This is a genomic window from Paenibacillus sp. FSL P4-0338, assembly GCF_038002365.1.
Lineage (GTDB): Bacteria > Bacillota > Bacilli > Paenibacillales > Paenibacillaceae > Paenibacillus_AQ.
Map to the genome: position 1 here is coordinate 1,820,313 of NZ_JBBOCG010000002.1, position 18,336 is coordinate 1,838,648.

An 18,336-nucleotide genomic window follows, 5' to 3' on the forward strand; every position below is an offset into this window, starting at 1 on the left:
AGGAACGATTGCCCCCCGGAGGGATAGTAGTTGGAAAACTGGCACTTAAATAATCCCGATATCCACCTCGGCGGCAAAATCAATCATAGTAGTTGCTGTTTTTCCACTTGCTTGCTCCTAATCGTCAAAAAACACGGAAATAAGCTGCGTTTTTCCACCTGTTTTTCCGAGGGGAATATTCCAATTCAATGCCTGCACCCGATTATTGATATCGCTTTCAAATTGAGGATTGCCAAAAGCACGCTTCTAAACTATACTAAAGTAGAAAATTAGGTTAAGCGCTTACCCTCTCCCCAGAGATGAAATGAAACATTCTGTTCCAAAGGCAACAATTAAACGTTGAAATACTCAACCTACACGCCAAGTTATACGCCAAATGATTCTTACAGCAGCATATTAAACTAACCTTACTAATGCGATGTATAGCTTCACTGTACGAATTACAACTTCACTGTGCGATTTATAGCTTCATTGTACGAATTACAGCTTCACTGTCCAATTCACAACGATTTACAGCCATTCGTATTACCGAACGGACTACCTTTTCCCTAGCTTGATCAAGGAGGCATCACTATGAACGGTTTACAGTTCGACCCTGACCGGCAGCTGGATGTAGTTGCTGTTGGCCGGTTATGTATTGATTTGAACGCCAATGAGACCGGGCGGCCGATGGAAGAGACGATGACCTTCACCAAATATGTCGGCGGCTCTCCGGCCAATATTATCATCGGTGCCGCGCGGCTCGGCATGCGTACCGGCTTCATCGGCAAGCTGGCCGACGACCAGATGGGCAGGTTCATCCGCAGCTATCTGCGCAAGGATGGCATCGATGACAGCCAGGTGTGTGTGGACCGGACGGGTGCGGTGACGGGGCTGGCTTTTACAGAAATTAAGAGCCCGCAGGAGTGCAGCATTCTAATGTACCGCGACCATGTGGCCGATCTGCTGCTGAACACAGAGGAGATCTCCGAGGAATACATCGCCAGCTCCAAAGCGCTGCTTATCTCCGGTACTGCACTGGCGCAGAGCCCGTCCCGTGAAGCGGTGTTCCTGGCACTGGAATTTGCCCGCAAGCATAATGTGACCGTGTTCTTCGATCTCGATTACCGCCCTTATACCTGGACATCAGCCGCTGAAACGGCGGTCTACTATAACCTCGCTGCCGAGAAAAGCCACTGCATCATCGGCACGCGTGATGAATTCGACATGATGGAGAATCTGTACAATCTGGCTGGCGCTGATGATCAGGCCACGGCAGCCCGCTGGTTCTCGCATCAGGCAGAGCTGGTGGTCATTAAGCATGGCGGCAGCGGCTCGATCGGCTATACAGCGGATGGGCGGAGCCACCGGAGCGGGATTTTCCCGGCTAAGGTCCTCAAGACATTCGGCGCAGGCGATTCGTATGCGTCAGCCTTCATCCACAGTCTGATGAGCGGGCACAGTGTCAGCGAGGCGATGCGGCGCGGCAGTGCTTCGGCATCCATTGTCATCTCCCGCCACAGCTGCTCCGATGCTATGCCAACCCTGGCGGAGCTGGAGGAATTTCTGCGAACTAACGAGGAGGTTACAGCAGGAGCGCAATAAGAAGGGGAGTCAGCAGACTTTATATAGAACAGAAGGAGTGGACAGAATGACAGAGCAAACGGCACAAGTATTGAAAAATTATATCGGCGGGCAATGGGTAACAGCCGATACGGAGCAGACGGAACCGGTAGTGAATCCGGCCACAGGTGAGCTGCTGGGCAGAACGCCTCTATCCGGCAGAGCGGATGTGGACCGGGCGGTGGCGGCGGCTAAGGCAGCTTTTGCAGGCTGGTCCGCAACACCGGTGCCGCGCAGAGCACGGATTCTGTTTAAATATCAGCAGCTGCTGGTCGAGAATTGGGAAGCGCTGGCGAAGATCATCACCCTGGAGAACGGTAAAAGCTTCAAAGAGGCTTACGGCGAGGTCCAGCGCGGCATTGAATGCGTAGAATTCGCGGCAGGGGCTCCGACACTGATGATGGGCCGGCAGCTGCCGGATATTGCGACTGGCATTGAGTCAGGGATGTACCGTTATCCAATCGGGGTGGTCGGCGGGATTACCCCGTTCAATTTCCCGATGATGGTGCCTTGCTGGATGTTCCCGCTGGCGATTGCCTGCGGCAATACCTTTGTGCTGAAGCCCTCGGAGCGGACACCGCTCCTGGCAGCCCGCCTTGCGGAACTGCTGGAGGAAGCGGGACTTCCGGAGGGTGTGCTGAATGTGGTGAACGGCGCGCATGAGGTGGTGAACGGGCTGCTGGAGCACCCGGATGTGAAGGCGATTTCTTTTGTCGGATCGCAGCCGGTGGCGGAATATGTATACAAAAAAGGAACGGACCATCTCAAGCGCGTTCAGGCGCTGGCCGGAGCAAAGAACCACTCCATCGTGCTGGCGGATGCGAACCTGGAAGCCTCGGCCTCCCAGATAGTGAACGCGGCCTTCGGCTCTGCCGGGGAACGCTGCATGGCTTGCTCGGTGGTAACGGTACAGGAGGAAGTCGCCGATGAGCTGATCTCGATCCTGCTGCGGGAGTGCAATAGCATGACTATCGGGAATGGGCTGGAAGAGGATACGTTCCTGGGACCGGTGATCCGTCAAGGCCATAAAGAGCGTACAGTTAGCTACATTGAACAGGGCATCGCCGAAGGCGCGAAGCTGCTCAGGGATGGCCGTGAGGATGCGGCGGTGCAGGGAGAAGGTTATTTCATCGGACCTACGCTGTTCGACGGGGTGACGGAGGAGATGAAGATCTGGCAGGAGGAGATTTTTGCACCGGTGCTGTCGGTGATCCGGGTGAAGGATGTGGCCCAGGCGGTGGAGATTGCGAATCGCTCGCGGTTTGCGAACGGCGCTTGTATCTTTACGAATGATGGCGGTAAAGTCCGTTACTTCCGCGAACATATCGAGTCCGGCATGCTGGGAGTCAATGTTGGAGTGCCTGCACCAATGGCCTTCTTCCCGTTCTCGGGCTGGAAGGATTCGTTCTACGGCGATCTTCATGCAAACGGAAGCGACGGGGTAGAATTCTATACGCGCAAAAAAGTCGTCACTGCCCGCTGGCAGTAGACAAGGCGAAGGGAGGACATGAAGTGGAACGTATCCGATTAACAACAGCGCAGGCGCTGGTTAAATTTCTGAATCAGCAATATGTGGATTACGGCGGAGGGCCGGAACGCTTCGTGCACGGTGTATTCACCGTGTTCGGGCATGGCAATGTACTTGGATTGGGGCAGGCCCTGCAGGAAGCGCCGGGTGAATTGACCGTCTACCAGGGACGCAATGAGCAAGGGATGGTTCACGCGGCAACCGCATTCGCCAAGCAGAGCCGCAGACGGAAGATTATGGCCTGCACCGCTTCAGTAGGGCCGGGGGCTGCAAATATGCTGACGGCTGCTGCAACAGCAACGGCGAATCAGATTCCTGTGCTGCTGCTGCCGGGAGATACCTTCGCTACCCGCCAGCCTGATCCGGTGCTCCAGCAGATGGAGCATACGTATAACTTGTCGATCACGGTCAATGACGCCTTCAAGGCGGTCAGCAAATACTGGGACCGGGTGACCCGGCCAGAGCAGCTGATGTCGGCAATGCTCAGCGCGATGCGGGTGCTGACTGATCCGGGAGATACCGGGGCGGTGACCATTGCGCTGCCGCAGGATGTGCAGGGCGAGGCTTGGGAGTACCCGGCTGATTTCTTCCGCAAGCGGATTCACCGGGTCATCGCCCGGCTGCCTCACCCGCAGGAGATCGCGGCTGCGGCTGAGCTGATCGCCAGCAAGCAGCGGCCGCTGCTGGTCTGCGGCGGGGGTGTCCGGTATGGGGATGCCGGAGCGGCGCTGCGCGCTTTTGCCGAGAAATTCGCCATTCCGTTCGGAGAGACCCAGGCTGGCAAAAGCGCCGTAGCCAGCAGCTTCGAGTATAATCTCGGCGGCATCGGCGTCACCGGCAACGGCTGCGCGAATGCGCTGGCCCCGGAGGCCGATCTGGTGATCGGCGTCGGTACCCGGTTTACGGACTTCACCACCGCCTCGAAGAGTCTGTTCAGTCATCCTGAGGTGGAGTTTCTGACGCTGAACGCTTCGCCCTATCATGCGGCTAAGCTGGACGCGCTGGCAGTGGTCTGCGATGCTGCCGAAGGCTTGAACGCCTTAGCCGCAGCGCTGGAGGAGCGGGGATACCGCTCTGCGTATACGGATGAGATCGCCCAGGCGAAGAAGTCGTGGGCTGCGGAGAGAGAACGATTAGCTGGCGTGGAGTATATTGCGAACACTGACAACACTGGTGCGTTCACCCCGGAAGTAGCTGGACATCTCGATGAGAAGCTCCCGGAATATGCAGAGGTGCTAGGCACTTCGCTGACCCAGACGCAGGTGCTGGGGATCATTAATGAAGTTATTCCGCAGGATGCGATTGTCATTGGAGCGGCGGGCAGTCTGCCGGGAGATATGCAGCGGATGTGGAACTCGGAGGTGCCGGATACCTATCATATGGAATACGGCTTCTCGTGTATGGGTTATGAGATTGCCGGGGCGCTGGGCATCAAGCTGGCTGAGCCGGGGCGTGAAGTCTATGCGCTGGTCGGGGACGGCAGCTACCAGATGCTACATTCTGAACTGGTAACCAGCTTACAGGAGAACCGGAAGATCAACGTCCTTCTGCTGGATAATGCAGGGTTCGGCTGCATTAATAACTTGCAGATGGAGCAGGGAATGGAGAGTATGGCTACAGAATTCCGCTACCGCGAACCGGACGGCCAGCTCAGCGGTGAGCTGATGCGGATCGACTATGCGGCGAGTGCGGCAGGTTATGGAGTGCAGACCTTCCGCGCGTCTACAGTTGAGGAGCTTCGCACGGCCCTGGCGGCGGCCCGCCAGTCGGAACGCTCCACGCTGATCGACATCAAAGTGCTGCCGAAGACGATGACCCACGGCTACGGCGCCTGGTGGAATGTCGGGGTTGCGGAAGTGTCCGGTAAGGAAGCCGTACAGGAGGCTTATGACCGGAAGCGCAGCGGACTTGAGACAGCCCGGAGCTACTAAGCGGGCGCTGCATGTGCGTGAAGCAGGCAGACGGCGCACAGTGAATCAAGGATTCTGCCATACTTGGGAGTGTGGAAGGGGTAGAACATGAGCATGTTCAGAGACAATGCCGTCCGGCTTGCAATCGCTCCGATTGCCTGGACGAATGATGATATGCCTGAGCTGGGGGGCGGCAATACGTTCGAGCAATGCATCAGCGAGATGGCGCTTGCCGGATATGAGGGCAGCGAGGTGGGCAACAAGTATCCGCGTTCCCCGGAGCTTTTGCATAGGGCACTGGAACTGCGCGGTCTGAGTATTGCCAGTGCCTGGTTCAGCGCCTTCCTGACGGTGCGTCCGTATGAGGAGACAGCAGAAGCCTTCCGTGCGCACCGGGATTTCCTGCATGAGATGGGCGCCAAGGTCATTGTCGTATCCGAGCAGGGCCGGAGCATTCAGGGACAGATGGATACGCCGCTGTTCGCTGACAAGCCGGTATTTACCGAGGCGGATTGGGCTGCGCTTGCCGCAGGTCTTAGCGGACTGGGGCGGCTGGCGGCCGAGAAGGGCATGTCGCTGGTCTATCACCATCACATGGGCACCGGGGTGCAGACTGCAGCGGAGATTGCCCGGCTGATGGAGCTTACAGATCCTAATGAAGTGTCGCTGCTATACGATACGGGGCATTTGGCCTTCTCCGGAGAGAATCCGCTGGAGGTGCTGCGTGAGCATCTGTCGCGGATTAAGCATGTGCATCTGAAGGACATCCGGCCGGAGGTAGTCCAGCGCGTGAAGACGGAGAACCTTAGCTTCCTGCAGGCGGTAAAAGCGGGAGCCTTCACCGTACCAGGCGATGGCTGCATCGCGTTCGGAGAGATTTTTGCCGAACTGGCTGCCTCCCCCTATACGGGATGGTTCGTTGTCGAAGCGGAGCAGGACCCGGCGCTGGCCGATCCGCTGGAATATGCGATCAAGGCGCGGCGGTATATCCGGGAACATAGCGGTTTGTAGGAAATCCGGGTAGAAGCCTGTATGTCTGCAAGGCAGGAATATGCGGGGGTGCACAGCTGCGGCTGTGCGCGCTCCGTTTTTTTTATGAAATCCATAGATCAGGTGGAAGCTACGGGCGGAGTTAGTTGGAATTACTCCACCTGCTACCGGACAAATGAATCCTTTGTACAACAGCAGTTGGAAAAACAGCACTTAATCCAATCACATTTCATCTAAAGTGCCACTATCGATACTATTAAATGCTGTTTTTCCACTTGCTTGGGTATATTCATAAGAATTCGAATAATTAAGATATAATTATCCACCTGTTGAGCCGGAGCGGTTTACAGGGTGGTGGCCGGGGCAGCGGCTGAAGTAATTAATAGGTAAGTTACTGGATGTTTGTGAAGGCAGTTACAGCTTGTACCAGCACAGGAGAATGGCGGGGAACGGGGCTGCGTGTAGAATGACTTTATCTGGTTAGCTGGAGGGGAAGCGCATGTGCTATAATGGCAGGAATTCGAACGGCGGTCCGTTTGGCAAGTTGCCGCAGTTGAGATAGATCTGATGTCGGAGAGCCGCCACAGAGCAGCCTTGGACGATGTGTGTATGAAGCGGCCGGATGTGGCCGGGTATCCTGATTGTTGTGGAGGAGATTGTCGAATGTTCCGTTCCTGGTATCGCCGGTTGCTGCTGTCTTATTTCCCTATATTTCTGCTGACGGTGACGATTCTGATCTTCGCCTCCTTTGTGTTTATTAATGATATCTCCCGGACGGAGACGAAGAAGGCAGACCTCATCTCGGCCAGCTATCTCAGAGATAGTGTGGACCGGACGATCAAGGAATCCGAGCTGTCTGTGCTGGATGCGGTAGAGCGGAGTGATGCCTACAAGCTCTATTTCAATAATCAGGGGGAGCCTGACAGGGGGACTGTCTATGCGGTTGCCCAGAGTCTGCGCAATCTGATACAGGAATCCTCGTATATCCAGTCGGTGTATTTGTATGACCGTGTGAGTGGAAGCGTTCTAACCGATACGGGGCTGAAGGAGCTGGAGGGATTCGCCGACGAGGACTGGATCAGGGCCATGACTTCGACTCCGGCAGTACCGGAAGGCTGGCAACCGGTCAGGGATTATCATTCGGATCAGTCCCAGCGTACAGAAATTCGTGTGCTGACTACCAATAAAGCAATGCCGCTTCCTTTCGGCTCCGGGGGGATGCTTGTCATTAATATCAAAATGAGTGCCTTGGAGCAGCTCATCGACAGCATGGTTAACCAGCAGCTCTCGTTCATGACCATTCTGGACGGCAATGGCAACACCGTGTACCAGGCTCATTCCGATACGGAAGGTGCGGCTGACGGTAAGCTGCTGAACACAATTAAGCTGGAGAGAAACGGCTGGATGTTCGAGAGCGGAATCAAGACGGGTAATCTGTTCAGCTGGGTTTCTGTGATCTCATATCTCTGGGTAGCGATTGCGGTGGGGACCGTGGTCTGTGCGGTATTGTATCTGATCTATGTAACCCGGCGCAATTATAAGCCGATCCAGGTGATTATGAACCGGATTGAGGGTCATCAGATCCGCACGATGGATCAGTCAACCGACAGGCCGGACGAGATGATGCTAATTGACGGTGTGCTGGAGAATCTAATCAACCATATGACCGATTATGATACCAAAACCAGGGAGAACCTGCTGCTGCAGCGCAGCAAGCTGTTCACCGATCTGCTGCACAGCGAGCGGCTGGAGCAGGTGACCCGGCGGCTGGAGGAGCTGTCTCCGCTTACCGGTGCGAATGCTTCCTCGCGCTTTATCGTTGTGCTTGGGGAGATTAACCGCTACGAGCAGGTATTCGAGGACCGGTATACCCGGGGGGATCAGAATACGCTCAAGTTTGCCCTGATGAATGTATTCCAGGAATTGGCACGGAATGCGGAGCTGCAGGGATGGGCAGAATGGGTGGGAACCGAACGCGCAGCGATACTCTTCCTGGTGACCGGCAGCGATCAGGAGATGGAGGCCAAGATCCGGGTCTTCGCGGAGGATTGCCGCTCGTGGGTTGAGCAGAATCTGCGGATCTCGCTTAGCTTCGGCATCGGCTCCGCCGCTGCCGGGCCGGGGATGATCCGGGAGTCTTATGCGGCAGCCGAATATGTGATGCAGCACAAGCTGCTGATTCATGAGGATATCGTCTTGGCAGGCAGCGGCGCAGCACGCCAGCCGCTGCTTGAGACGTATAAATACCTGCAGATGATCGCTGAATTCGTGAAGTACTTCCGCATGTCGAGCGGCCAGTGGCGGGAGCAGCTGGAGCGGATTTTCGAGGCGTTTGAACAGGATTTCCTGAAGGACGAGGATATCCGTTCCCTGATCCAGGCTATGCTGCAGATGCTGAGCCGGGAAGTGGCGGTGATGTCTGAGCAACTGCAGGACGAGCTGTCGGCGGAGAATGCAGAAGTCCGGCTGAAGCAGCTGGAAGAGGCAGAGGCGCTGCATGAAGTGAAGGCCATTCTATTCGAATATGTCACCGATTTATTCCGTACCTATGTCTCTGCCAGCGAAACGAAGAGCTACCGGGCCATGGTCAATGAGATGAAGGATTATATCGAAGAGAATTTCACCAATCCTGATCTTTCATTGAAGCATCTGAGTGACCGGTTCCAGGTCTCCGGCAAATACGCCAGCTATCTGTTCAAGACTGAATTCAAAATGAAGTTCGTGGATTTCCTCACCGAGCTGCGGATGAAGGAAGCCGAGCAGCTGCTGGTGGATACGGATTGTTCCTTGCAGGATATCGCGCTTCAAGTAGGGTATGGGAATGCCATTTCGTTTGGCAGAGTCTTCAAGCGGATTGCCGGCATCACGCCGGGCGATTACCGTTCTTCCAGACGCCGCGAAGCAGCCTCCAGATTGGAGCCGCAGGACTAGAGGAAGCTTCACTAAGGAAGGAATTCCGTTAGCCGGTGAAGCATAGGATTCATCTGCTACAACCGTGTAAGCTCCAGGCCGCATCTCTTTTCCGCCAACCTCTGAAAAGAGGGGGCGAATAGCGATGCGGCCTGTGTTTTTGCTGATATGAAAGCGGTTTATTGTACGAAAATGGTTGGTCTGATAAACCGGATGTCCGAATTCAGGCACTTTATCGCATCCGAAACAGGTTTATTGTCAGACCGCCGAAAGTTATGGAATACTGTGGTCATCCCGGAACGACAAGCAGCCTTGAACACTGAGGGGAATACAGGCTTGAACGGGACATTACTAATAGTACGGGCACAGTGAAGCTCGGGGGTATCATGCAGTCACCATTATAGCCTGCTAAGGCGAGGGAGATGGAACAATGACAGTGAACGTAAATCAAAGAGTTCTGAAGAAGGCAATCGGCATCGGCTTGACCGCAGTAATGGGAGCTACTCTGCTTGCAGGCTGTTCCTCAGACGGTAAATCGAATTCCTCAGCCGGAGGTACAGACGCACCAGGGAAGAGCGCCGAACGCGTAACCTTGAAGGTAGAGATCTTCGACCGCGGTAAAACGCCGAAGCAATACACCATTACCAATAACTTCATGTCTCAAATGATTCAGAAAAATTTCGGTGATCCAAATAATATCAATGTAGAATTCGTTCCGGTGCAGCGTTCAGAGGAAGTGACCAAGCTGAACGTACTGATGGCCAGCAATACGGATGTGCCGGATATTGTCTTCACTTATGATTCCAGTGTCTTCTACCGTTACGCCCAGCAGGGCGGGCTGACCGATGTGGGTTCCCTACTCGACGAGCACGGCCAGACGCTGAAGAAATTCATTGGTGATGAGACAATGGCCTTCGGCCAGCTCGACGGTAAGCAGTTTGCGATTCCGGGTAAACGGGCGATTACAGGCCGCTACACTTCATACATCCGCCAGGACTGGCTGGATAAGCTGGGGCTGCCGGTACCGAAGAACACCGATGAGCTCTACACAACTTTGAAAGCGTTTAAAGAAAAGGACCCGGCCGGTCTTGGCAGCAAAACCATTCCGATGGGCATGTCTCTCGGCTCCGCTCAGCTGGAGACGCTGATCTACTCCTTCATCAAGCCGATCAGCGGCGACCTTACTTACAGCCAGCGCTACGAGCTGCCGCTGCATGAGGGCTTCAAGGATGCGGCACAGTTCCTCAACAAGCTCTACAATGAAGGACTGGTCAGCAAGGACTTCAGTCTGGATGAAGACAAAGCCCAAGTGTCCAAGGACATTCAGAACGGCAACGTCGGCTTCTTCTCCGAGGATGTGGACAGTCTGTTCTATGCCGACGGTACGCTGGAGAATCTCTACAAGAATGTACCGGGCAGCAAGCTGCAGCCGGTGGATGTCCTCACTAATGCCAAGGTGGACAATAAGTATATCAAATCCCGCTATGCCTCGAACGGTATGTACATCATGATTCCTAAGAGCAGCAAGCGTGCGGTGGAAGCAGTGAAATACCTTGACTGGATGGCAACCGGCAACAATCTGATTGACATCTACAACGGCGTTGAAGGCGAGAACTACGATATGGTGGATGGTATTCCGGTAGTTAAGGCTGATGTTTCTCAGGAATTCCAAGACCGTCTGTTCACTTCCGGGGACACCGCGATTATCTCCAACGGTAAGAACCTCGGCGATCAGGCCACCAATGAGAAAGCCTGGATTATGGGCTTCCCTGCTAATAACCAGGAGGCGCTGAAGCAATCTATTGATATTGCAAACACAGATACTGTGGGTCCTATTGTCTTCGGCAAGCCGATTGAAACAGAATCAAAATACGGCACTACGCTCAGCGACAAGCTTAACGTGATTATCGTGAAGACCGCGATGGCGAAGCCGGATCAATTCGATACTATTTTCGAACAGGAAATGAAGGACTACATGTCTCTGGGCGGAGACAAGCTGAAAGCGGAGCTGGAGCAGGCGCTTACAGAGATTTCAGCCAAATAAACTAAAAAAAAGTGAAAACCGGGGGGAGCTTGCATGCTGCTCTGCCCGGTTTTTTCTCCATAGGAGGAGAGGAACTTGAGCAAAGCGTCTTACATCAGAAGGTACTGGCAACTATACGCGCTGCTTTCACTGCCCATTATGTATTTCCTGATTTTCCGCTACGGCCCGATGTACGGGGTGCAGATTGCCTTTAAGGATTTCAACCTGTTCCAAGGCATCAACGGCAGTGAGTGGATCGGCTTCGATGCGTTCCGCGAGGTCTTTGGCATGAAAGAGTTTTACAGCAGTTTGCGCAATACGTTTTTGTTGAATTTTCTGGATTTGGTAGTGTCTTTCCCGGCCCCGATCTTTCTGGCCATTATGCTCTATGAAGTGAAGTCAGTATGGTTCAAAAAAATATCACAGACCCTCCTCTACATTCCCCATTTCATTTCCTGGGTGATTATCGGGGGGATCGTCTATCAATTGTTCGGCAACCAATCCGGTATGGTGAACGGTGTACTGGAGAGTATGGGGCTGAACCCTATTCCTTTTTTGACCGAAAAAAATCCATGGCTGATTACTTACCTGTTCACGGGTGTCTGGCAAAGTGCCGGCTGGGGGACCATCCTGTATCTGGCGGCGCTTACCGGTGTCAACCGCGAGCTGTTCGAGGCTGCTGAAGTGGATGGGGCTACCCGGATGAAGAAGATCTTCTACATTACGCTGCCCAGTATCAAACCAACCATTATTACCCTGCTGATTCTCAACCTGGGGAAAATGGTCAGCATCGGCTTCGATCGTCCTTACATCATCGGGAATACGGCAGTGCGCGAATACTCCGATGTGCTTAGTACCTTCGTATACCGGATTGGTCTGGAATCAGGCCAGTATACGCTGGCGACTGTAGTTGGATTGTTCCAGGCGGTGGTTGGACTGGTGTTCATCCTTGGTTCCAATTATATATCGAAAAAAGTGACCGGCGACGGCATTCTATGATTATACAGAAAGGAGGCGGAGTACGATGAGTGAACGTACCTCTAACCGGATATTCGATATCGTTAACGTTACCTTTATTGCACTGTTCGTGCTGTTCTGCCTGGCTCCGTTTGTACACGTTATTGCAGTGTCCCTCAGCTCCACGCGGGCTATCACTTCCGGGGAAGTTACGATTTTCCCGATTGAGATCAACTGGAAGGCGTATGTGCAGGTCTTCACCGACAATGCGATGATCCGCTCGCTGATCTTCACCATTATCCTGACGATTGCGACTACGGTATTATGTATGCTGTTCACCGTTGCAGCTGCTTACCCGCTGACCAAAAGCAAGCTGAAGGGCCGTACTATGTTCATGTACCTCATTATCATCACCATGTTCTTCAGCGGCGGTATTATTCCTGAATACCTGCTGATCCGTGATCTGCATATGATCGATTCTGTATGGTCGCTGATTCTGCCCGGTCTGGTCAGCCCGTTCAACCTGATTATCCTGATCTCCTTCTTCCGCAGCATTCCGCCGAGTCTGGAAGAATCGGCCGAGATTGACGGCAGCTCACATATCCGCACCCTGCTGAAAATCGTCCTGCCGTTATCCATGCCGGTTATGGCTACACTCGCGCTCTTCTATGCGGTGGGACGCTGGAACGGATTCCAGGATTCCCTGATGTACATCAATAATCCCGATTTGTATCCGCTTCAGCTGAAGCTCTTCCAGATGGTTCAGAACAATATGATCACTGAGCTGACGAACCTGGAGGGGGCGGCCCGCACTAAGCTGCCGGCAGAGAGCCTCAAGGCTGCCACTGTCGTCTTCGCAACAGTACCGATTCTGGTCGTCTATCCTTGGCTGCAGAAATATTTCGTCAGTGGTGTTATGCTAGGAGCTGTGAAGGGCTAACTAACGACACTGCGGTACAGCGAGAGGAGAGACAGAGAAGATGGATAAGGGAGAGTTTTCATTCTCAACCTGCTGGAACATGAGACGTCATACTACAGGTGATGGATTGCTTAATGAGATCCGGGAGCTGGGATTCCGCAGGGTAGAGCTGAATTATAATGTGACGGAGGAAATGCTGGTTACCATCGAACCGATGATTGAACGCGGGGAGATCGGCATATCGAGCGTTCATAATACGTTCCCCCATGTCCCGGACCCTGACTATGGCACGGATTCGGTCCTGTTGGGCTTCGAGGACAAGGAGAAACGGAAGCGGGCAATAGACCTGCTGGTCCGCTCGGCAGAATACGCTCAGCGTTACGGCGGCGAAGCCGTGGTAGTGCATCCGGGCGAGGTACCGTTCCCGTATGATATCTCCGGGGAGCTGGAGCAGATCTACGAGGGGCAGGGCAGGGATTCGGCAGCTTACCGCAGCAAGTGGGCGGAGTTGATGGAGCGGCGTGAAGCGTACAGTGCAGGCTATGTGCAGACCATTATTGAGAGTCTGGACGAGGTGTGTAACCGCGCGGTCTCCAAGGGGCTGAATATCCGCTTCGGCATCGAGACCCGCTCCAAGCCGCAGCAGATCCCAACGCTTGCAGAAGCCAAGACGATAATCAATGCGTTAAAAGGAGCACCGGTAGGCATCTGGTACGACACGGGCCACGCTATTCTGATGGACCGTCTGGGCCTGTATGACAGTATAGGGGAAATGGAAGGGCTGATGAATGATATTGTCGGTGTCCATATTCATGAGACAATCGGCCTTGCCGACCACTGGTGCCCTTATGTGAACAGCGGAGATCCGGATTTCTACGATGCCTATCTGCCGATGATTGAGCGGGCACAGGTCAAGGTGTATGAGCTGAAGGCTGCCTGCCGTCCGGAAGAGATTCATGAGAGTCACCGTCTGCTTACAGCCAAGCTGGCGCGCAGGGGATAGGGCAGAAGGCTGATTTGGCGAGAGCTTCGGGAGTTCCGAGATATCCGCAAGGAGGAAGCGCAATGTATAAGCAACTGGTGGAAAGTAATGACAGAGCAGTAGAAGAGGGAATTCCCCGGCAGGTGCTGGATCAGAGCAACCTGTATTATGGAGGCACCCTTGATCCCCATACGGGGATTGCCTGGGTGAATCACACCACCGGCACCCCGACGGACATGTGTTATTGGGGTGCGGCGCTGGTGAACCCGGATTCCCGGTATTACCGGGATGAGGAGCTGCTGGAGCGGCTGAAGCTGGCAACGGAGTTCGTACTGCGCTTCCAGCATCAGGACGGTTCGATCTCCCCGGGCTGGACGAATTATCATTCGCCGCCGGATACGGCCTTCGTTGTGGTCGGCTACGCGCAGTTATATCAGCTGCTGGCAAAGCAGGAGTGGCCGCCGCTTCAGCCGGTGCTGGACAACATGCTCCTGTTCCTGGAGCAGTCCCTCCCCGTTATGCTTACGGGCGGGGTCCATACTCCGAATCACCGCTGGGTAATGTGCGCGGCACTTGGGTTTCTCTATGAGCTGTTCGGCAGAGAAGAGGCCCGGCAGCGGGCGGATGAATGGCTGGCGGAAGGAATGGATATAACACCGGACGGGGAATGGACCGAGCGGAGCAACGGCATCTACAGCGCCGTAAGTGATATTATGCTGATTCATGCCGCCCGGCTGCTGGATAAGCCGGAGCTGCTGGAACCGGTGCGCCGGAACCTGCACATGATGGTCTACCTTGTTCACCCGTCCGGCGAAGTCGTGACCGATTATTCCGGGCGGCAGGATCTGGGGGTGCTCCACGATCTGTCTCCTTATTATCTGCCGTATGCGATTCTTGCCCGTTCGGACAAGGATGCCGTGCTGGCCGGTATGGCAGAATGGGCTGGACGCTCCTTGTCTAATCCGGGCGTCTGCTCGGTGAACGCCCTGGTACGGATGCTGTTGGAGCCGGAGCTGCAGCAGCCGCCGGAGGTTACAGCCGAGCTGCCTGTGCAGTATGAGCAAATCCTGAACGATGATTTCCTGCGGGACGGCTATCTGCAAAGAATGGAGTCGGCGGGTCACCAGGGGAAGATCTACCACAGCCGGCTGCATACCGACTTCGGGGCGCCTGTAGCACGGCTTAGAGACGGGGCGACCAGCGTGACGCTGATCACAGAGACGCCATCGTTCTTCGCGATGCGCCACGGTGCTGTAAGACTTCTGGCCGTTCAGCTGCATACCAGCTTCAATCCCGGATTCGTGCCGATGCAGGAGATGACCCGGCTGCCTGAGGGCTATTCTCTGAAGGGCGTGCAGAAGAAGGGATACTACGGTCCGGTGGAGGGAGCACTTCTCCCGCCGGAAGCGGGTACGGCTGTCAGTCCGTGGTATCTTTTGCCGCATCAGAGCCGTCCGCTGACCCATGAACAGACGTTGTCTGTGGAGACAGAGGTACACCGTGCAGAGACGGGCTGGACGATCCGGCTGCACTGCGCGGAGCCTGCCCAGGTCCTGGCGCAATTGTCCTTCAAATTTGGCTGGGAAGGCAACTTCACTTCAGGTGAGCTGCAGACGCTGGACGAGGACAACTTCCAATGGAGCGGAGGACAGCTCCGGTACGCCTATGGCGGAGACTGGATCGATCTGACGGGCGGCGAAATGGCGCATCTCGGCAGAACAGCCCCGGAACCCGGCCTGCCTAAGAGCTACAAAACCGTGCAAGTGAACCTCGTGACCCCGTTCGATAAAACCTTCACGATTACTCTCTCTCCTGCGAAGTAGAGAAGGTTGCGGTTGAAGTAGTATCGTGTGGGCGCTGGCATATTCGCTTGGACATCAGATGATGATAAAAGACACCAGTGTGTACGCAAGACACCAGACTCTTCGGAGGCTGGTGTCTTTGCTATGTAGGGATAGGGGGGCTAAGAGTGTTGGCCCCTACCCCGCCCAGTGGTCCGGCGTGCTGGTGGGGGAGAGGTGGAAAGTGGGCGATAGACGGGAATGAAAGGGATAAATCCCTTTGATTTAGTTGAAAGTTGGCGAAAGCCGGAAATGGGAGGGATAAATCCCTTTGATTTAGTTGAAAGTTGGCGAAAGCCGGAAATGAGAGGGATAAATCCCTTTGGTTTAGCTGAAAGTTGGCGATAGGCGGGAATGAAAGGGATAAATCCCTTTGGGTGTGGCTGAAGGTTGGCGGTAGGCGGGAATGAAAGGGATAAATCCCATTGGTGTGGCTGAAGGTGGGTGTTTAGCGGTAATGAGTATTGGAAGCGCACATGACTTCCATTTCGAGAGGAAACAAGTGGAAAAGTGTATCATAATTTAGCTATTTATGATGATTATAGGGACGTAAGTGGAAAAACGTCATTTAATTTTGTTAGTTTCGACATCTTTGGGTGGCATGTGTTTATTTAAGTGTAATTTTTCCAACTGTTGTTGTGGCAGGGGATATTTTTATATGAGCAAGTGGAGAAAATCCAACTACTGTAGTAGCGAGCATATAATCTAATCGTAGCAAGCGTTCACGTAATCATACTCAGCACAGGAGCCTCCCAAACTGCTGCTTTCTGGGAGTCCGGGAGGCTCCACAATTTTAACTATTAGTCTCCGCCACCGCCAGAATCGCCGCCGCCAGAATCTCCACCGCCGGAATCGCCGCCTCCATGTCCACCGTGACCGCCGCTGTCCCAGCCTCCGTGGCTGCCGTTATCCCAGTGACTGCCTCCATGGTTATGATTATGTGAATGATTCCCTTGGTGATGACCATGATGATGGCTGGCGCCGCTGTGCCCGTCCGTGCCTGGATGGATTTTGTGGGGGCTGTTTTCGTTGTAGCTGCCCGCATCGGCCCCGGTACCTGTGATGAAATAATGATCTCCAGAGTGAGAACGGGTTCTATTGCCGTAATTTTTGTACCGCGCATTACGATTACTGCGATTAATAAATATCACCGCAACGAAGATAACTGCTCCTGTGAATAATAAGCTTCCCATCATGCAGAACCTCTCCTTTAACCAAATGTAGGATTGCCCCCATAGCTGAATCATACCATAATTCTGGAAACTACCTGGAATGCTGTTTGAATTGTCTCGGGGTGAGGCCGGTATACTTCTTGAATACCTTGGTAAAATAGCTCTGGTCGTTAAAATGCAGACGGGTAGCGATATCCGATAGCGTGATACCGGGCAGCTGGATCAGCCGCTTGGCTTCTTCGACCCGCTGTTGCTGGATGTAGTCGCTGATGGCGGTGCCGGTTTCTTTTTTGAACAGCTGGGACAAGTAACTGGCGCTCATTCCGGCGTATTCAGCCAGTCTGCCGAGCGGAAGCTCCTCATACAGATGATTGTATATATAATTCCGGCACCGGTCGGAGATGCGGGAATGTCTTGCGCTGCGGCTGCCCTCTACCTGATCGGCGAAGTCGCATAGAGCGGCCAGCATGGCGCTGTCTACCGCCGGAATATCGCGAAGCTCCTCAATATGCTGGATATGGAAATCACTCAGGGTATAGGCAGCCTCCCAGAACAGTCCGCCTTCAATCGCCGCACGGGTCGCCAGCGTGATGGAGGAGACGGCGAGATTTTTTTTGCTGCGCAGCTGGCTTTTACGGGACAACCTTCCGTAGCTCTCTTCGGCAAAAGAAGCATGGGTCCGCAGCAGCCCCGCCTTGTCCCCGTTCGTAATATGGCGGAACATTTCGCGTTCCTGCATCGGGTCATGGTGCAGCCATGTATGCTCGCGGCGGTAGGACAAGTCCAGATCCGGGCTGTCGTCCGCCGGATGCAGCGGTTCCGCCAGCGTACCCGCCGCCAGCAGCAGCTCCGTTACGGACATCGCCTGCCCGGTGACAAGCGTGTAGAGCAGCAGCGCCTCGTGATACCAGCGCGTCAGGCTGATCACAGGCAAGCTGCCGTAATACTCCAGCCAGCTTGCCTGCTGTCCAGGCGGGATGTTGTGGTCGCGCAGCAGGCTGGCTGCGTTATCACCGGTAACAGGCGCGTTCAGCGCCGGGCCGATGACGATGGCACCGCCTGTACCGGGAAGCAGGAGAATAATGAAACTCTCCAGGAAGCCGGTTGTGTGCAGATGCGGTAACGCGGGAGCGGCCGCAGCAGCCGTTCCGTCTGCCTCCGCGCTAAGCGTCCCATCCTCTTCAGCATCCCGTCCTGCCGCCCCGCTGCGTCCCCGGACAAGCTCCATCACCTCAACCGGCAGGCCACCCGTTCCCTGAACGGAAGGGCGGTTAAGTGCAGCCGGTGCCAGGGCTAGACGGGGCGCAGCCGTTTCATCCAGCCGCAAGACCGGGACCCGGTAAGCTTCGTAGATCAGCTTGCAGATGTACTGTATATCTTCGTCATTCCCGTTTAGCTTCGCCATGGGCCGCCCCCTTTAATTGTATACTTAGAATACCAAAGATCGAAAGAGAGTACCATAATTGGCCGGAACAGTCGTATAGAATGAAGTCAAGAAACCG

12 protein-coding genes are annotated in these 18,336 nt (G+C 54.5%); 10 read left to right on the forward strand and 2 right to left on the reverse strand.

Annotation, left to right across the window (positions count from 1 at the left end):
• The first annotated feature begins 573 nt into the window (after nucleotides 1–573).
• The 10 genes from iolC (at nucleotide 574) to MKZ07_RS31990 (ending at nucleotide 15,644) form a co-directional block, all read left to right on the forward strand.
• Nucleotides 574–1,584 (forward strand): 5-dehydro-2-deoxygluconokinase, encoded by a 1,011-nt coding sequence (gene iolC / locus MKZ07_RS31945; RefSeq protein WP_341029525.1) that lies wholly within the window; start codon nucleotides 574–576, stop codon nucleotides 1,582–1,584.
• A 46-nt stretch (nucleotides 1,585–1,630) separates the two neighbouring features.
• Nucleotides 1,631–3,091, forward strand: coding sequence for a CoA-acylating methylmalonate-semialdehyde dehydrogenase (locus tag MKZ07_RS31950; protein ID WP_036697844.1), 1,461 nt, complete (start codon nucleotides 1,631–1,633; stop codon nucleotides 3,089–3,091).
• Between the two features lie 23 nt (nucleotides 3,092–3,114).
• A complete protein-coding gene (gene iolD, locus MKZ07_RS31955; protein WP_341029529.1) occupies nucleotides 3,115–5,061 on the forward strand; it encodes a 3D-(3,5/4)-trihydroxycyclohexane-1,2-dione acylhydrolase (decyclizing) in 1,947 nt (648 codons plus the stop codon).
• Between the two features lie 93 nt (nucleotides 5,062–5,154).
• On the forward strand, nucleotides 5,155–6,051 hold the full coding sequence (gene iolE, locus MKZ07_RS31960; protein ID WP_341029826.1) for a myo-inosose-2 dehydratase: 897 nt from the start codon (nucleotides 5,155–5,157) through the stop codon (nucleotides 6,049–6,051).
• 642 nt (nucleotides 6,052–6,693) lie between these two features.
• A complete protein-coding gene (locus tag MKZ07_RS31965) occupies nucleotides 6,694–8,961 on the forward strand; it encodes a helix-turn-helix domain-containing protein (protein ID WP_341029531.1) in 2,268 nt (755 codons plus the stop codon).
• 409 nt (nucleotides 8,962–9,370) lie between these two features.
• On the forward strand, nucleotides 9,371–10,984 hold the full coding sequence (locus MKZ07_RS31970; RefSeq protein ID WP_076155445.1) for an extracellular solute-binding protein: 1,614 nt from the start codon (nucleotides 9,371–9,373) through the stop codon (nucleotides 10,982–10,984).
• Between the two features lie 138 nt (nucleotides 10,985–11,122).
• Entirely contained in the window at nucleotides 11,123–11,962 is an 840-nt protein-coding gene (locus MKZ07_RS31975; protein WP_235218502.1) for an ABC transporter permease, read from the forward strand.
• Between the two features lie 25 nt (nucleotides 11,963–11,987).
• Nucleotides 11,988–12,860, forward strand: a complete 873-nt coding sequence (locus MKZ07_RS31980; RefSeq protein ID WP_036697866.1) for a carbohydrate ABC transporter permease — start codon at nucleotides 11,988–11,990, stop codon at nucleotides 12,858–12,860.
• A 40-nt stretch (nucleotides 12,861–12,900) separates the two neighbouring features.
• On the forward strand, nucleotides 12,901–13,842 hold the full coding sequence (locus tag MKZ07_RS31985; protein ID WP_076155448.1) for a sugar phosphate isomerase/epimerase family protein: 942 nt from the start codon (nucleotides 12,901–12,903) through the stop codon (nucleotides 13,840–13,842).
• 62 nt (nucleotides 13,843–13,904) lie between these two features.
• Nucleotides 13,905–15,644, forward strand: coding sequence for a hypothetical protein (locus tag MKZ07_RS31990; protein WP_341029537.1), 1,740 nt, complete (start codon nucleotides 13,905–13,907; stop codon nucleotides 15,642–15,644).
• Between the two features lie 811 nt (nucleotides 15,645–16,455).
• Here MKZ07_RS31990 and MKZ07_RS31995 read toward each other — a convergent pair.
• Both MKZ07_RS31995 and MKZ07_RS32000 read right to left on the reverse strand, forming a co-directional pair.
• The gene (locus MKZ07_RS31995) at nucleotides 16,456–16,785 is read right to left on the reverse strand and encodes a hypothetical protein (RefSeq protein WP_156949686.1); all 330 of its coding nucleotides are present in this window, start codon (nucleotides 16,783–16,785) and stop codon (nucleotides 16,456–16,458) included.
• Nucleotides 16,786–16,925: 140 nt separating this feature from the next.
• Nucleotides 16,926–18,239, reverse strand: a complete 1,314-nt coding sequence (locus MKZ07_RS32000) for a helix-turn-helix domain-containing protein (RefSeq protein WP_036697876.1) — start codon at nucleotides 18,237–18,239, stop codon at nucleotides 16,926–16,928.
• Nucleotides 18,240–18,336: the final 97 nt, after the last annotated feature.

What these genes read in the sequence shown, in the direction of transcription:
- iolE (WP_341029826.1), top strand. Translation starts at nt 5,155, where the DNA reads ATGTTCAGAGACAATGCCGTCCGGCTTGCAATCGCTCCGATTGCCTGG.
- MKZ07_RS31965 (WP_341029531.1), top strand. Translation starts at nt 6,694, where the DNA reads ATGTTCCGTTCCTGGTATCGCCGGTTGCTGCTGTCTTATTTCCCTATA.
- iolC (WP_341029525.1), top strand. Translation starts at nt 574, where the DNA reads ATGAACGGTTTACAGTTCGACCCTGACCGGCAGCTGGATGTAGTTGCT.
- MKZ07_RS31970 (WP_076155445.1), top strand. Translation starts at nt 9,371, where the DNA reads ATGACAGTGAACGTAAATCAAAGAGTTCTGAAGAAGGCAATCGGCATC.
- MKZ07_RS32000 (WP_036697876.1), bottom strand. Translation starts at nt 18,239, where the DNA reads ATGGCGAAGCTAAACGGGAATGACGAAGATATACAGTACATCTGCAAG.
- MKZ07_RS31975 (WP_235218502.1), top strand. Translation starts at nt 11,123, where the DNA reads ATGTATTTCCTGATTTTCCGCTACGGCCCGATGTACGGGGTGCAGATT.
- MKZ07_RS31995 (WP_156949686.1), bottom strand. Translation starts at nt 16,785, where the DNA reads ATGCGCGGTACAAAAATTACGGCAATAGAACCCGTTCTCACTCTGGAG.
- MKZ07_RS31980 (WP_036697866.1), top strand. Translation starts at nt 11,988, where the DNA reads ATGAGTGAACGTACCTCTAACCGGATATTCGATATCGTTAACGTTACC.
- MKZ07_RS31985 (WP_076155448.1), top strand. Translation starts at nt 12,901, where the DNA reads ATGGATAAGGGAGAGTTTTCATTCTCAACCTGCTGGAACATGAGACGT.
- MKZ07_RS31990 (WP_341029537.1), top strand. Translation starts at nt 13,905, where the DNA reads ATGTATAAGCAACTGGTGGAAAGTAATGACAGAGCAGTAGAAGAGGGA.
- MKZ07_RS31950 (WP_036697844.1), top strand. Translation starts at nt 1,631, where the DNA reads ATGACAGAGCAAACGGCACAAGTATTGAAAAATTATATCGGCGGGCAA.